Origin of the sequence: Burkholderia sp. L27(2015) (genome assembly GCF_009765705.1) — a bacterium.
In the GTDB taxonomy this organism is placed as follows: Bacteria; Pseudomonadota; Gammaproteobacteria; order Burkholderiales; family Burkholderiaceae; genus LMUX01.
In genome coordinates this window covers 295,764-309,996 of the sequence record NZ_LMUX01000008.1, presented here as the reverse complement: position 1 = coordinate 309,996, position 14,233 = coordinate 295,764, and the positions used below count along the sequence as shown (strand labels likewise).

At 60.0% G+C, this 14,233-nt stretch carries 12 protein-coding genes and 1 pseudogene; 11 read left to right on the top strand and 2 right to left on the bottom strand.

The window, feature by feature from the left end:
• The first annotated feature begins 98 nt into the window (after window positions 1-98).
• The 10 genes and pseudogenes from upp to GSQ77_RS04365 all read left to right on the top strand — a co-directional run bounded on the left by upp (window position 99) and on the right by GSQ77_RS04365 (window position 10,218).
• Window positions 99-749 (top strand): uracil phosphoribosyltransferase, encoded by a 651-nt coding sequence (gene upp, locus GSQ77_RS04410; RefSeq protein ID WP_158899392.1) that lies wholly within the window; start codon window positions 99-101, stop codon window positions 747-749.
• Between the two features lie 253 nt (window positions 750-1,002).
• Window positions 1,003-1,731, top strand: a complete 729-nt coding sequence (locus tag GSQ77_RS04405) for a YebC/PmpR family DNA-binding transcriptional regulator (RefSeq protein ID WP_158899390.1) — start codon at window positions 1,003-1,005, stop codon at window positions 1,729-1,731.
• 91 nt (window positions 1,732-1,822) lie between these two features.
• Window positions 1,823-3,100 carry a phosphoribosylamine--glycine ligase gene (purD, locus tag GSQ77_RS04400; RefSeq protein ID WP_158899388.1) on the top strand — a complete coding sequence of 426 codons (1,278 nt, stop codon included), beginning with the start codon at window positions 1,823-1,825 and terminating at the stop codon, window positions 3,098-3,100.
• 103 nt (window positions 3,101-3,203) lie between these two features.
• Window positions 3,204-4,196 (top strand): oxygen-dependent coproporphyrinogen oxidase, encoded by a 993-nt coding sequence (gene hemF, locus GSQ77_RS04395; RefSeq protein WP_158899386.1) that lies wholly within the window; start codon window positions 3,204-3,206, stop codon window positions 4,194-4,196.
• Complete coding sequence (locus GSQ77_RS04390) at window positions 4,193-4,999, top strand: nicotinate-nucleotide adenylyltransferase (RefSeq protein ID WP_158899385.1); 807 nt, start codon at window positions 4,193-4,195, stop codon at window positions 4,997-4,999. Before hemF ends, GSQ77_RS04390 begins: the two co-directional genes overlap by 4 nt.
• Before the next feature lie 14 nt (window positions 5,000-5,013).
• Window positions 5,014-5,661 (top strand): ribosome silencing factor, encoded by a 648-nt coding sequence (rsfS, locus tag GSQ77_RS04385; protein ID WP_158899384.1) that lies wholly within the window; start codon window positions 5,014-5,016, stop codon window positions 5,659-5,661.
• A gap of 89 nt (window positions 5,662-5,750) precedes the next feature.
• Window positions 5,751-6,221, top strand: coding sequence for a 23S rRNA (pseudouridine(1915)-N(3))-methyltransferase RlmH (gene rlmH / locus GSQ77_RS04380; RefSeq protein WP_158899383.1), 471 nt, complete (start codon window positions 5,751-5,753; stop codon window positions 6,219-6,221).
• A 304-nt stretch (window positions 6,222-6,525) separates the two neighbouring features.
• Window positions 6,526-7,179: pseudogene (locus tag GSQ77_RS04375) on the top strand (nucleoside triphosphate pyrophosphatase); the annotation flags it as partial.
• Between the two features lie 6 nt (window positions 7,180-7,185).
• The gene (rng, locus tag GSQ77_RS04370; RefSeq protein ID WP_158899381.1) at window positions 7,186-8,670 is read left to right on the top strand and encodes a ribonuclease G; all 1,485 of its coding nucleotides are present in this window, start codon (window positions 7,186-7,188) and stop codon (window positions 8,668-8,670) included.
• A 282-nt stretch (window positions 8,671-8,952) separates the two neighbouring features.
• Window positions 8,953-10,218 (top strand): epoxide hydrolase family protein, encoded by a 1,266-nt coding sequence (locus GSQ77_RS04365; protein ID WP_254067433.1) that lies wholly within the window; start codon window positions 8,953-8,955, stop codon window positions 10,216-10,218.
• A 147-nt stretch (window positions 10,219-10,365) separates the two neighbouring features.
• Here GSQ77_RS04365 and GSQ77_RS04360 read toward each other — a convergent pair whose 3' ends face one another.
• Both GSQ77_RS04360 and GSQ77_RS04355 read right to left on the bottom strand, forming a co-directional pair.
• Window positions 10,366-11,520, bottom strand: a complete 1,155-nt coding sequence (locus GSQ77_RS04360) for a sensor histidine kinase KdpD (RefSeq protein WP_158899586.1) — start codon at window positions 11,518-11,520, stop codon at window positions 10,366-10,368.
• Between the two features lie 395 nt (window positions 11,521-11,915).
• Window positions 11,916-12,884: an AraC family transcriptional regulator gene (locus GSQ77_RS04355; protein WP_254067432.1), complete on the bottom strand. Its 969-nt coding sequence runs from the start codon at window positions 12,882-12,884 to the stop codon at window positions 11,916-11,918.
• 116 nt (window positions 12,885-13,000) lie between these two features.
• Between GSQ77_RS04355 and GSQ77_RS04350 the strand changes: the two genes are divergently transcribed.
• Window positions 13,001-13,840 carry an SDR family oxidoreductase gene (locus GSQ77_RS04350; RefSeq protein ID WP_158899380.1) on the top strand — a complete coding sequence of 280 codons (840 nt, stop codon included), beginning with the start codon at window positions 13,001-13,003 and terminating at the stop codon, window positions 13,838-13,840.
• Window positions 13,841-14,233: the final 393 nt, after the last annotated feature.

Genomic DNA, 14,233 nt, shown 5'->3' with positions numbered 1-14,233 from the left:
GATCTCCGGTACGGCTTTGATTGAAATCCCTATCGCGCCTTTCGCGCGCTGCGGCTCTTGGTTACACTCGGGTTGCCCCCACCGCGATGAAAACAACGATGACACAAGATCCGCGCTTTCCTTTATTGCATATTCTCGATCATCCGCTGATTCAGCACAAACTGTCGCACATGCGCGACCAAACCACCTCGACACGGACCTTTCGCGCGTTGCTGCGCGAAATCTCGCTTTTGATGGGGTATGAGATTACCCGTACTCTGCCGCTCGCGCTGCAAACCATCACCACGCCGCTGGCCACGATCGAGGCGCCCGTGCTGGCAGGCAAGAAACTCGCCATTGTGCCGGTGCTGCGCGCCGGGATCGGCATGTCCGATGGGCTGCTCGATCTGGTGCCCTCGGCACGGGTGGGGCATATCGGCGTCTATCGGGCCGAGGATCATCGCCCGGTGGAATATCTGGTGAAATTGCCCGACATCGAGGACCGCCTGTTCATTATCTGCGATCCGATGCTCGCCACCGGCTACTCGGCCGTACACGCGGTCAACGTGCTCAAGCAGCGCGGTGTCGCGGCGGACCGGATCCTTTTCATGGCGCTAGTGGCGGCCCCCGAAGGCGTACAGGTTTTCAGCGACACACATCCCGACGTACATTTATATATTGCGGCGCTCGATTCGCACCTCGATGAGCACGCTTATATCGTGCCCGGCCTGGGCGACGCCGGCGACCGCATCTTCGGCACCCGCAACTGAGCACGCGGCCAGCCAAAACCGTGGCAAATGCCGCCGAGCCCACTTGCAGCACACTTCCAACAGGGTTGCGCATGGTAAAATCGCCCCTCTTCGCGATGCAGGTCGCAAGTCGATTGCAAGTCGCTCGCAACTGATTTGCCCCCGCTACGGCGCTTTTTTGCAAGCAGCAGCCGACAGCAGAGCACGCGCGGACCTCTTTTTGCCCCACGTAATATGCGTGCGCCCAAGCCGGCGAACGCTCTGGAGAAGTTTCATGGCAGGTCATTCAAAATGGGCCAATATCAAGCACAAGAAAGCCGCGACCGATGCTAAGCGCGGCAAGATCTGGACCCGGCTGATCAAGGAAATTACCGTGGCTGCCCGCTTGGGCGGCGGCGACTCCGATATCAACCCGCGTTTGCGGCTGTCGATGGACAAAGCCATGGACGCGAATATGCCCAAGGACAACATCACCCGCGCGATCCAGCGCGGCGTGGGCGGTCTGGACGGCGCCACTTACGAAGAAATCCGCTACGAAGGCTATGGCATCCAGGGCGCGGCCGTGATCGTCGACACGATGACCGATAACCGGATCCGCACTGTCGCGGAAGTGCGTCACGCCTTTTCCAAATACGGCGGTAACATGGGACAAGACGGTTCGGTCGCGTTCCAGTTCGACCACGTCGGCCAATTCCTGTTTGCGCCAGGCACCGCCGAAGACGCGCTCATGGAAGCCGCTCTGGAAGCTGGCGCCGACGACGTGGCGACGCACGATGACGGCAGCCTGGAAGTGATCTGCTCGCCCAACGATTTCAGTCAGGTCAAGAGCGCGCTCGAAGCGGCCGGCTTCAAAGCCGAGCTGGCGGAAGTGACGATGAAGCCGCAGGTGGAAGTGGTGCTCACCGGCGAAGATGCGCAAAAGATGCAAAAGCTGCTCGATGTTCTGGAGAATCTCGACGACGTGCAGGAGGTTTATACCAACGCCGTCATTGATGAGGAATAAGCGAGGAATAGTCGAGCCAGCAACGTAGTACCAGGCGTGCCAGCCGTGCCCGCCATGGCCGTAGCGCGTTTCTCAGGATTCGGGGATTTTCATGAAATTATTGGTAGTCGGTTCGGGGGGGCGAGAGCACGCTTTGGCGTGGAAATTGGCGCAATCGCCACGCATCCAGTTGGTTTATGTCGCGCCGGGCAACGGCGGGACGGCACGCGACGAGCGCTTGCGCAATGTGCCGATTACGGATCTGGAAGCGCTGGCCGATTTTGTCGTCAAGGAAAATATCGCTTTCACGCTGGTCGGGCCGGAAACGCCGTTGGCCGCCGGCATCGTCAATTTGTTTCGCGCGCGCGGCCTGAAGATCTTCGGCCCGACCCGCGAAGCCGCGCAATTGGAAAGCTCCAAGGATTTCGCCAAAGCGTTCATGAAGCGTCACGCGATTCCGACTGCGGAATACGAAACGTTTTCCGATGCCGCCGCAGCCCATGCCTACCTCGAGCGCAAGGGTGCGCCCATCGTGATCAAGGCTGACGGCCTGGCTGCGGGTAAAGGCGTGGTCGTCGCGCAAACGCTGGAAGAGGCGCATGCCGCAGTCGATTCGATGCTCTCCGACAACACGTTCGGCGATGCGGGCGCGCGCGTGGTAATCGAAGAATTTCTCAGTGGCGAAGAAGCCAGCTTTATTGTCATGGTCGACGGCAAGCACATCCTGCCGCTCGCCTCGAGCCAGGACCACAAGCGCCTGCTCGACGCAGACCTGGGTCCCAACACCGGCGGCATGGGCGCGTACTCGCCCGCCCCTATCGTTACACCGCAACTGCATGCGCGCGTGATGCGCGAGATCATCGATCCGACCGTGCGCGGCATGGAACAGGAAGGCGTGCGTTTCACCGGTTTCCTGTATGCCGGCCTGATGATAGACGCGCACGGCAACCCGAAAACGCTCGAATTCAATTGCCGGATGGGCGACCCCGAGACGCAGCCCATCATGGCTCGACTCAAGGGCGACTTTTCCAAAGTGGTCGAAGCCGCGATCGCCGGCACGCTGGACCAGATCGACCTGACCTGGGACAGGCGCACGGCGTTGGGCGTGGTGCTCGCCGCGCACGGTTATCCCGACGCGCCGCGCAAGGACGACCTGATTTCCGGTGTGCCGGCCGAAACCGAGGAATCGGTGGTGTTTCATGCCGGCACGACGTTCGCCGATGGCCGCCTGACCAGCAATGGTGGGCGGGTGCTGTGTGCGGTCGGCTTGTCGGATTCGGTGCGTGGTGCGCGCTCGGTTGCGTATGAAGTGGTCAATCAGATCCATTTCGACGGCATGCAATACCGGCACGATATCGGTCACCGCGCCTTGACCACCCGCAAACATTGAAGCGCCCACTGGCACAGGCGCGCATGCCGTCGTGCGGGCCTGGCGTGCGCAGGTCCGGTGAATGCTCACATAGCAGGCGGCCGGCTGCCTGCGTGGACCTGAAATGGCTCATCTGACTGACAATCTGAACAATCCCGTCCCCAAGCCCGGAAGCAACCCGGGCGCTCAGCCCGCGATCGATGCCGTGCTCGATACCGCAGCCGTGCGCAGCTATTTGCTGGGCCTGCAGCAACGTATCGTCACGGCGCTTGAAGCGCTCGACGGCGGCCAGTTCCTGAGCGACGACTGGCAGAAAGCACCCGATGAACCGTTGCGTGGCAATGGCCACACCCGCATTCTGGAAGGCGGCCAGTTGCTGGAACGCGGCGGCGTCGGCTTCTCGCATGTGCAGGGCGACGTGATGCCGCCCTCGGCTAGCGCGGCTCGCCCGCAACTGGCCGGACGTGGATTCGAGGCGCTGGGCGTGTCGCTGGTGCTGCATCCGCGCAACCCGTATTGCCCGACCGTGCACCTGAATGTGCGCCTGTTCGTCGCGGCGCGCGCAGGGGAAGCGCCCATATTCTGGTTCGGCGGCGGTATGGATTTGACGCCGTTCTACGGCTTTGAAGCCGATGCACAGCATTTCCACGGCGTGTGTCGCGATGCGCTGGCGCCGTTTGGCGACGATTTGTATCCGCGCTTCAAGAAATGGTGCGACGAGTATTTTTACCTTAAGCACCGCAAAGAACCGCGCGGCATCGGCGGCATCTTTTACGACGATTTCTCCGAACTGGGATTCGCGCGTGGCTTCGAGATGATGCAAAGTGTCGGCGATGCGTTCCTGTCGGCCTACCTGCCGATACTCGAACGCCGCCTGGCGACCCCCTACGGTGAACAAGAACGCGCCTTTCAGGCATACCGGCGCGCACGCTACGTGGAGTTCAATCTGGTTTTCGACCGCGGCACCTTATTCGGACTGCAAAGCGGCGGACGCACCGAATCGATACTGATGTCGATGCCACCGGTCGCCCACTGGCGTTATGACTGGCATCCCGAGCCGGGCACGCCGGAAGCGCGCCTGTATAGCGATTTCCTGATGGCGCGCGATTGGTTATGAAAGCCCCCGCAACCGAGACACGAGGCGCCAAGGATGCCGCGACGCACGCAGGCAAGGCAAGCGACCCGGTAACCCATACAGCAGCTCATGCAGCGGCGGATCCAGCAACCGATGCCCGCGCAGATATTTTGCCGCGGCGCGTCGGAATTCTGGGCGGGACCTTCGATCCCATTCATAATGGGCACTTGGCGTTGGCGCGCCAGTTCGTCGAATTGCTGCAGTTGACCGAGCTGATCCTGCTGCCCGCGGGTCAGCCCTGGCAGAAAACCGACGTATCGCAGGCGCACCACAGGCTGGCAATGACCCAGCTGGCCGCACAAACGTTACACTTCGCGGGTACCACGGTGTCAGTCGCGACCGATGAGATCGATCAAAACGGTCCGACCTACACGACCGAGACATTGGCACAATGGCGCGCGCAGGAAGAACAAAGCGGCGCAGCGCCGGCTTCACTGGCTTTGCTGATAGGCGCCGACCAGTTGCTCAAACTCGACACCTGGCGCAACTGGAAGCAGTTATTCGAATTTGCGCATCTTTGCGCCGAGAATCGCCCCGGTTTTGAAGCGTCCCGTATTCCGGCCGCCGTCGCGCAGGAGATCGCCCAGCGACGCGTTGACGCGGCAGGAATCCAGCGCTCGGCGCATGGCGGGATTCTGGTCGACGAGACGCTGGCGATCGATCTGTCGGCGACGGCAATTCGGCAACACATACACGAGCGGCTCGCTGGCCGTCACGAAACCAGCGAACATGTGCCCCCTGCGGTTTGGCACTATATTAGAAAAAACCACCTATACCGGACTTGAAGCGAAGCGAACCTATGGATATTACCCAACTGCAACGTGTCATCGTCGATGCACTCGAAGACGTCAAAGCGCAGGACATTCGCGTTTTCAGCACCACGCACCTGACCGGCCTGTTCGATCGCGTCGTGGTAGCGTCAGGCACCTCCAATCGGCAAACCAAAGCGCTCGCCTCCAACGTGCGCGAGAAGGTCAAGGAAGCCGGCGGCGACATCATCAGCACGGAAGGTGAGGAAACCGGCGAATGGGTGCTGGTCGATTGCGGCGATGCCGTGGTCCACATCATGCAACCGGCGCTGCGCCAGTACTACAATCTTGAAGAAATCTGGGGCGACAAGCCGGTCAAGATCAAACTCAGTGCTTCCGGGCCGATGACCGCGCGCTACGCCGAAGAAACCGCAGAAAACAGCGATACGGCCAAACCGGCGGCAAAAGCGAAAGCCAAAGCACCGGTGCGCAAGGTTGCTGCGAAGAAGACGGCCGGCAAGCCTGCCGTCAAAACCGCGCGCAAGCCTGTCGCCAAACCCGGCGTTCCGGGCACCAAGGCCGGCGCCAAAGCGCTCGCAGCCAAGCAGCCGGGGGCCAAGCCCGCTGCTGTGAAATCGGCGGCTGCAAAACCGGCTGCAAAGCGTGCACCGGCTCGCAAGACCACGCCGGCGGCATAAGCCAAGGCGGCAAGCCTAGTCCGGCAGCCTGCCAGTCAGGCCGCCGGCGTACCGCCCAGCCTCCCTCGGCCACGCCGCTATCCATCTCGATGAAACTGTTCATTCTGGCCGTCGGCCACAAAATGCCCAGCTGGATCAGCACCGGCTTCGAAGAGTATACGAAGCGTATGCCGGCCGAGTTGCGCATCGAGCTGCGCGAAATCAAACCCGAGCAGCGCTCGACGGGACGCTCGGCCCAGAGCGTCATGGCCGCCGAACGCGTTCGCATCGAAGCCGCGCTACCGCGGCAGGCCAAACTGATCATGCTCGATGAGCGAGGCCATGACTGGACCACCGTGCAATTGGCCGACGCACTGCCGCGCTGGCAGCGCGACGGGCTCGACGTTGCGTTCATCATTGGGGGCGCCGATGGTCTGGACCCCGAACTCAAGGCGCGCGCCGACATGCTGTTACGCCTCTCCAGCCTGACGCTACCGCACGGCATGGTGCGCGTGCTGCTGGCGGAGCAGTTGTACCGGGCCTGGAGTATCACGCAGAACCATCCGTATCACCGCGCCTGATTGCCTCTGAGCATCTGTTCGCCTCGGAGTATCTGTTTGCCTCCGAGCGTCTGATCGCCTCTGAACATCCTGTTGCCTGTGAAGCGCCGCTTGCACCCGAGCACCGGATTCGACACCGCAACCAGCCGGCACGTTACACTTTGTCGAGTTCTATCCTCCCTCTTTCAAATCGCTCGCCATGTCCAGTGCTTCCTCTGCTCCACCCCGGCCCGGCCACCCAGTCGATCACTCAACTGACCGCCCTGCCGACCGTGCCGCAAACCGTTCCGCCGACTACCCTACTGAGCGCCCCACTCGCGACCCCGCATCGCCGGCAAGCCCATTTCACTTTGCTTACCTTGCCTCACAAAGCCCGCGACGTCAGGAATTGCTCAATCAATTGGGAATCGGCTTCGAACTGCTGCTGCCCGACGCCGACGAAGACGCCGAGGCGCTAGAAGCCGAGCTGCCGGGCGAACCTGCGCGGCTTTATGTGGAGCGCGTGTGCCTGGCGAAGGCCGAAGCCGCAGCGCGCCGCCTCATGCGCACCGGCCGCAATCCCGCACCTATCCTGGTGGCCGATACCACGGTCGCACTCGGTGCAACCATTCTGGGCAAACCCTCGGACGCTGCGCACGCAATCGAAATGCTTACGCGCCTGTCGGGCCGCAGCCATGAAGTCATGACGGCCGTAGCCGTGGTGCCCGCGCCTGGCGTCAACGGATATCCGAGCAGCTTCGACGCATCCGCCATCGCCCGCACGGTGTCGATATCCACCGTGCGCTTCGCCGCCCTGACGCGCGAGCAGATCGAACGGTACGCTGCGAGCGGCGAGCCCTTGGGCAAAGCCGGTGCCTACGGCGTACAAGGCCGAGCGGCCGAATTTATCGCCCATATTGAGGGCAGCTATTCGGGTATCATGGGTCTTCCATTATTTGAAACTGCAGCGCTGTTGCGCACTGCCGGTGTTGCATTTTGAGGCGCGATGAACGAAGAAATCCTGATTAATATCACCCCCCAGGAAACCCGGGTCGCCTTCGTTCAACAAGCGGCGGTCCAGGAATTGCATGTCGAGCGTACGCTCTCGCGGGGCCGGGTCGGGAATGTCTATCTGGGGAAAATTGTCCGTGTTTTGCCGGGCATGCAATCCGCCTTTATCGATATCGGTCTCGAACGGGCGGCGTTCCTGCACGTAGCGGATATCTGGCACCCGCGCCAAGCGGGGCAAAACGGGCATCACAGCGCGCATGGGTCAGCGCCCTTGCAGCCGATCGAAAAGACCATCTACGAAGGCCAGACCTTGATGGTCCAGGTGATCAAGGATCCGATCGGCACCAAGGGCGCGCGCCTGTCGACACAGATCAGCATTGCCGGGCGCATGATCGTCTATCTGCCGCAAGAACCGCACATCGGCATTTCTCAAAAAATTGAAAGCGAGGCAGACCGTGAAGCGGTCCGCGCGCGGCTAACCTCGGTGCTGCCACCGGGCGAAAGCGGCGGCTACATCGTGCGCACGATTGCCGAAGACGCAAGTTGCGACGAACTCAAAAGCGATGTGACCTACCTGCGCAAGACCTGGACCACGATCCAGTCGTTGGCGCTGCGCTCCCCGCCCACTACGCTGCTGCATCAAGACTTGAACCTGGCACAACGCGTGCTGCGCGATTTCGTCACCGACGAGACGAGCCGCATTCAAGTGGATTCGCGCGAAACCTTCCAGATGCTGTCCGCGTTCGCCGAGGAGTTCACGCCTGCGGTCAGCTCGCGCCTTCATCATTACACTGGCGAGCGGCCGCTGTTCGATCTCTACAATATCGAAGCGGAAATCCTGCGCGCACTGTCGCGCCGGGTCGATCTGAAATCGGGTGGTTATCTGATGATAGACCAGACCGAGGCCATGACCACCATCGACGTGAATACCGGCGGCTACGTCGGTGCGCGCAATTTCGACGACACCATTTTCAAGACCAATCTTGAGGCAGCACACACGATCGCCCGTCAGTTGCGGCTGCGCAACCTGGGCGGCATCATCATCATCGACTTCATCGACATGGAGAACGGCGAGCATCGCGACGCTGTGCTCGGTGAGCTCAAGAAGGCACTGTCGCGCGATCGCACCAGAGTGACCGTGAGCGGATTTTCACAGCTCGGGCTCGTCGAAATGACGCGCAAGCGCACACGCGAATCGCTCGCTCATGTGTTGTGCGAACCGTGCCCGGTTTGCGACGGCAAAGGCCAATTGAAAACCGCACGTACCGTTTGCTACGACGTGTTGCGCGAAATCCTGCGCGAGTCGCGGCAATTCAATCCGCGCGAGTTCCGCGTGGTGGCCTCGCAGGATGTGATCGATCTGTTTCTGGAAGAGGAGTCGCAGCATCTTGCGATGCTTTGCGATTTTATCGGCAAGCCGATTTCGCTGCAGGTGGAGTCGAATCTGAGTCAGGAGCAGTACGACATTGTGTTGATGTAGGGACCACATACGGTTATCAAGGGACCGGACAAGCCACACAAAAACTACCGATAGATTCTGCCGGAACGCCTATAACTAATATCGGCAGATGAATTTCGGCAGCGCGCGAGCTCAGTGGGATTTCAGCCGGTGTGACGCAGTACGCGTCATCAAGGTAGTCGAAACAAATATGCCATTCAACTTCCAAACAGGAGTCTGTGGAAAATGATGACATATTTAAAAACATTCGTGCGTCGGCGCTTATTAGCCACCTCAGTATTGGTTGGGATGATGGCAATGTTCATGCCTATGTCTTCTCAAGCCGATACCGCAAAGCCCGCCGCAGCGCCACCGAATACCGTACAAGCACCTGCCCAACAGCCACCTGCTGGCGATACATCGATACGTCCATTCCATTTCCACGCGTCAGATAAGGTGCTCGCCGACCTGCATCGGCGGATTTTGGCGACCCGATGGCCGAGCCGGGAGCTGGTGGACGATGCGACCCAAGGTGTGCAACTGGCAACCATGCAGAAGCTCGCGCGCTACTGGTCGACCGACTACAATTGGCGAAAAGTTGAGGCGCGGTTGAATGCCTTGCCGCAATTTGTCACCAACATCGATGGCGTGGACATTCATTTCATCCACGTTCGCTCGAAAGAAAAAAATGCGCTGCCGATCATCATTACGCACGGCTGGCCTGGCTCGATCATCGAGCAGCTCAAGATCATCGATCCACTGACCAACCCAACGGCGCATGGCGGAACCGCATCGGACGCCTTCGACGTCGTGATCCCATCACTGCCGGGATATGGGTTCTCTGGAAAGCCAACGGCTGTCGGTTGGGATCCTCAGCATATCGCACGCGCCTGGGCGGTGCTGATGCAGCGCCTGGGTTACACGCGGTATGTAGCGCAAGGCGGCGATTGGGGTGACGCCGTAACCGAGCAGATGGGAGTGCAAGCGCCCCCGGGACTCATTGCGATTCACACCAACATGCCGGCTGCGGTCCCACCCGAGATCGACAAGGCGCTGCAGTCCGGCGCACCGCAGCCGGCCGGCCTCTCGGCGGACGAGCAATACGCTTACGGTCAGCTCGACTTCTTCTACAAACATGGTCTTGCCTATGCCCAGGAGATGACCAACCGGCCACAGACGCTGTACGCGATTGACGACTCGCCTATCGGCCTCGCGGCCTGGATGCTCGATCATGACGCGCGCAGTTATGCGCTCATCGCACGTGTCTTTGATGGCCAACGCGAAGGCCTCACACGAGACGATATTCTCGATAACGTCACGCTCTATTGGCTGACCGAGACCGGCGTGTCTTCGTCGCGTTTGTACTGGGAGAATAAGCTCGCCTTCTTTGCGCCCAAGGGGATCAAGATTCCGGTTGCGGTCAGTGCGTTTCCGGACGAGCTCTATCAAGCGCCCAAGAGTTGGGTCGAGAAGGCGTTTCCAAATCTGCTGTACTACAACCGACAACCGAAAGGCGGTCACTTCGCCGCTTGGGAGCAACCCGACGCTCTCACGATGGACCTTAGGGCAGCATTCAAACCGCTGCGTTAATGCGATACCGCGCGGACGGCGCAATGCGGTCGTCCGCGATCGACTTTCGCCAGTCTGGACCCCAGAGGCCGAAGCGATAGGGGCGAAAACTTCACCGGAGAGCTCTCTCTTCTGGCCGTGGCACCGCCAACGAGTGAGTCGCTTTTCTTACTGTGACGAGCCGTCAGTATCTTCTGCGGTCCTCTGCACACGCGGGAGCGACACTGAAAACGAGGTCTCTGTTTCGTCGGATCGCGCTTCGATCGACCCGTGATGGGCCTTGGCGATTTCACTGGCAATATATAAACCTAATCCGAGACTTCCCGCTGTGCCACTTTTGCTCTGATGGTCCGGGCCCTGCGTCAGCGGGTCAAAGATGCTGGCCAGCATTGCGCGCTCGATGGCAGGTCCACAGTTTCTGACATCGATATGGACATGCGTGCCATCGCCAGTGGCGTCGACTCGGACTGGAGTGTCTTTTGCGCCATATTTGATGGCATTGAGAACGAGATTTCCAAGCAACTGCTGCAAGCGCCGCCCGTCCCAAACCCCCTGTAAATTGCCATTTACCTGTAGCTCAATCTGTCTGTCAGGATGAACCGAACGCAACACGTCCAGCTCGTCAGCAAGCACATCCGCAAGATTGACGCTCGTGGACGTTACGTTGATGCCCAAGCCCAGTTTGGTCCTGTTGAAATCAGTCAGGTCATCAAGCAACGCCTGCATCCGGGCTCCGCTGCGTATCAGGCGGCCGGCGGCTTCCGATACTCGCTCCCCGGCATTCAGCGCGCCCAGATACGATGCAGTCACCTGAATCGCTTGGAGAGGGCTGCGCAGGTCATGCCCCAGCATGCCAAGCAAGAGGTTACGACTCTGCTCGACCTGTGCACTGAAAACGGTGACCGATTCGGAAATTGCTTGATCGATCGCTTCGTTGAAACGAATGACGTCATCCAGGTCAGGCGCTTCGAGTGCGCACTCGTCCATCCACAAGCGCAGTACGCTTGCGCGCAGGGCGCGATATTCGGCGAGGAGCTGATTGATATCAAAACCGGCCCTTGCCCTCAGAACCGCGTGCGTTTGCGCGGCTGTTTCAGCCGCGTCGATTGGACCGAGGGTTCCCCCTAGGGATTTTTCGCGTTGAGCTTCCCGGGTTTGCGAAGTCCGCAAGTCCTTTACTACCGCGAGCAAGATTTGCTGTCCGTAGTCTCGTAATGCCGACGATTCCATGTCTGCTGCGGCCGGCAGAAGGGTGGCGGCGAACGCCTCCCATTGCGCCAGAATCGGCTCCATGTCTCGCGAGATAAAGTCAGCAAGTCGCATCTGGGCGCCTCCAAGGCGTGAGCGGGTGTCGAGGTCCATCAGTTTGTGCATGGTACGCCCGAACTAGGGGCGAGTTTCGATTGGAAAGAAGCCCCGTCGAGGGCGCTCGCTGCGGGGAGCGGACTCAGCCTCGATATCCCGGAATCTCTCGCGCGATCGTGAGTCCGTCGTTCTGCAAATCTTAATTTTTCGATCGATCCAAGGGGAATCAAAAATTTGGACATGCCGACCCGCCTAAACTTCAGCGATTGCGACTGTGCAGGGGGGCGCAGTATTGACGCGGATGATTACAGAGGAAAATCAATCGCCATGCGACTAGCTCACGAATGAGCCTTTGCACGCGCGCTTCGCCCTCGCTTTACCCGGATGCACAACGCCAGGTCGCGGGCTCCAAGTCACTGGATTTCGCCCTCGCACTGCGTTGCAACATCCTCGAGCGCCTGTGCCCGGAAGTGCTTTGGCGAGCGTCCGACGACGCGCCTGAAGGCATTGCTGAACGCGCTCTCGGACGCGTAGCCAAGTGAGCGTGCAAGCACGTTGACGTGGGTTCGGCTCTCCAGAAGAGCGCGCTGCGCAAGGTGCATCCGCCATTTCGTCAGATACGAAAGCGGCGACATTCCAGCAACCGTCTTGAAGTAAGCGGCAAACGTCGCACGTGACATCGCTGCGGCTTGTGCGAGTTCTCGAAGTTGCCAAGCGCGGCCGGGATCATCATGCATGAGCTGGAGTGCCGGCGCGAGACGCCTGTCGCTCAAGGCGCGAAGCCATCCAGCAGGCTGCGATCCAGCCGCCTCGAAGTGCGCCCGCAGTATCTGAATGAACATCAAATGCGCGAGTTGGTTCGACGCGACATGCGCTCCGGGAAAGGCCCCTTGCCGCTCCCGAACGAGTTGATCGAGCAGCCAGCGAAGGGATTGCGCCTGGCTCGATGTCCCGCGCACGTGAATCAGGGGCGGCAACGCGTCCAGAAAAAGCTGGCTGGAAGCGATGCTCAGCTCGACCTTGCCGCCAATCATGAAAAACTCATCGCCGTCGCCATGATGGACCATGTTGCCCACACGCCCCTCGAGGACGTCGGCGAGATCGACGCGCTGCGCCTCCAGGTCGCTGCCGAGGACATGTGAGCGCGGCTCGCAGAGCAGAAACACGTCACCGCTTTCGATGCGAAGGGGAGCCGTGTCGCCTTCAAACAGCATCCAGCAGCTTCCCCGCGCCACGCCCCAGAACTTGACTGTGTTCGCCCGCGGGAAATTGATTGCCCACTTGCCGCCGGCAACAAGTCCACCCGAAATGACGGACCGCGCGCCCATGAGGCTGAGAAAGTCGGAGAAGGGATCGATCATGATTGTCAGATTTTGACGCATGAAACCACGACTTTCAAGTATTCAAAATCTGACGGTCCGGTTTTAAGCTACGTTGACTGCCCGGACTTGCCAGGTAGAACTCGTAGCCCGAATAGATCGGAGAGGATGTCAATATCATGAAGCAAACCTGGTTTATCACTGGAGTGAACAGCGGTTTCGGCCGTCACATGACCGAGCAGCTCCTTGCTAGAGGAGATCGCGTCGCCGGTACGGTGCGCGATCTGGATTCGATGACCGATCTCAAGGCTTGCCATGGTGCTGCGCTTTGGCTCGCAAAACTTGATTTAACGGACGCTCCCGCCATCCGCCGTGTCGTCGACCTCGCCTTCGGCGAACTGGGGCGTATCGATGTGGTCGTGAGCAACGCGGGTTACGGACTATTCGGCGCGGCCGAAGAAATGACCGACGTGCAGATCATGCATCAGATCGACACGAACCTGATCGGCTCCATTCAAACCGTTCGTGCGGCGCTGCCGCATCTGCGCCGCCAGGGCGGTGGACGCATCATCCAGTTATCGACGATGGGCGGGCAGGCTACGTTCCCCGGCGGCTCGCTATACCACGCAGGCAAATGGGGCATTGAAGGGTTCACTGACGCTGTCGGGCAGGAGGTGGCCGGGTTCAACATCGGTTGCACGTTGGTTGAACCGGGCGCGGCGCGAACGAACTTTCGCTATCAAAGTGCCCAACTCTCGCCCAAGCTCGCGGCCTACGATGCGTCGCCGGCGCGCATGGCGCATCGGATGATCGAGGAGGGAATCAATATTCCGATCGGCGATGCAGTAAAGATGGCCGAAATCATGATTGCTAGTGCCGACCAGCATCCCGCGCCCAAACGCATAGCGCTGGGGAGTGATGCCTACAACGTCATGCACAAGCAATTGAGCGAGCGTCTCGCTGCGCTAGAGGCACAGAAAGAGCTCGCGTTCTCGACCGACTTTGGGCCGGGCATGTAGGCCTTGCAGCGAGGCAGCTAGAGGACCGTCGCTCACTTTGAACATCAAGAAAAGGGAAGTCGGCATTCGGAGGAGATTCACGCCGGATGGTAGGTGGCGTCTCCAAAGCAGACTTCCCGGGACGGATCGCAAGCGACCATTCATGACCGATTCCGGTTTTGGCTTGTCTCTACTTTATTTCAATGGATTATGGACGTCCTGAGACGCGCTGAGCATCCGCTCCACATACCAGGCAATTATGTTGAATCAGACTGGAAGGCCAAGTCCCACATCGTGGGGGCACGAAATGTAGCTCGTATTCCATCAGAAATACCGCCATGTCGCGGTGGTTGTAGCGAGACGTTGATAGACGATGACGAAATCAGTGGGGTGACTTTTCGACCCTGGGTGTTC

What these genes read in the sequence shown, in the direction of transcription:
- GSQ77_RS04355 (WP_254067432.1), bottom strand. Translation starts at nt 12,884, where the DNA reads ATGCGTCAAAATCTGACAATCATGATCGATCCCTTCTCCGACTTTCTC.
- GSQ77_RS04365 (WP_254067433.1), top strand. Translation starts at nt 8,953, where the DNA reads ATGCCTATGTCTTCTCAAGCCGATACCGCAAAGCCCGCCGCAGCGCCA.
- rng (WP_158899381.1), top strand. Translation starts at nt 7,186, where the DNA reads ATGAACGAAGAAATCCTGATTAATATCACCCCCCAGGAAACCCGGGTC.
- GSQ77_RS04350 (WP_158899380.1), top strand. Translation starts at nt 13,001, where the DNA reads ATGAAGCAAACCTGGTTTATCACTGGAGTGAACAGCGGTTTCGGCCGT.
- GSQ77_RS04360 (WP_158899586.1), bottom strand. Translation starts at nt 11,520, where the DNA reads ATGCGACTTGCTGACTTTATCTCGCGAGACATGGAGCCGATTCTGGCG.
- purD (WP_158899388.1), top strand. Translation starts at nt 1,823, where the DNA reads ATGAAATTATTGGTAGTCGGTTCGGGGGGGCGAGAGCACGCTTTGGCG.
- GSQ77_RS04390 (WP_158899385.1), top strand. Translation starts at nt 4,193, where the DNA reads ATGAAAGCCCCCGCAACCGAGACACGAGGCGCCAAGGATGCCGCGACG.
- rlmH (WP_158899383.1), top strand. Translation starts at nt 5,751, where the DNA reads ATGAAACTGTTCATTCTGGCCGTCGGCCACAAAATGCCCAGCTGGATC.
- GSQ77_RS04405 (WP_158899390.1), top strand. Translation starts at nt 1,003, where the DNA reads ATGGCAGGTCATTCAAAATGGGCCAATATCAAGCACAAGAAAGCCGCG.
- upp (WP_158899392.1), top strand. Translation starts at nt 99, where the DNA reads ATGACACAAGATCCGCGCTTTCCTTTATTGCATATTCTCGATCATCCG.
- hemF (WP_158899386.1), top strand. Translation starts at nt 3,204, where the DNA reads ATGGCTCATCTGACTGACAATCTGAACAATCCCGTCCCCAAGCCCGGA.
- rsfS (WP_158899384.1), top strand. Translation starts at nt 5,014, where the DNA reads ATGGATATTACCCAACTGCAACGTGTCATCGTCGATGCACTCGAAGAC.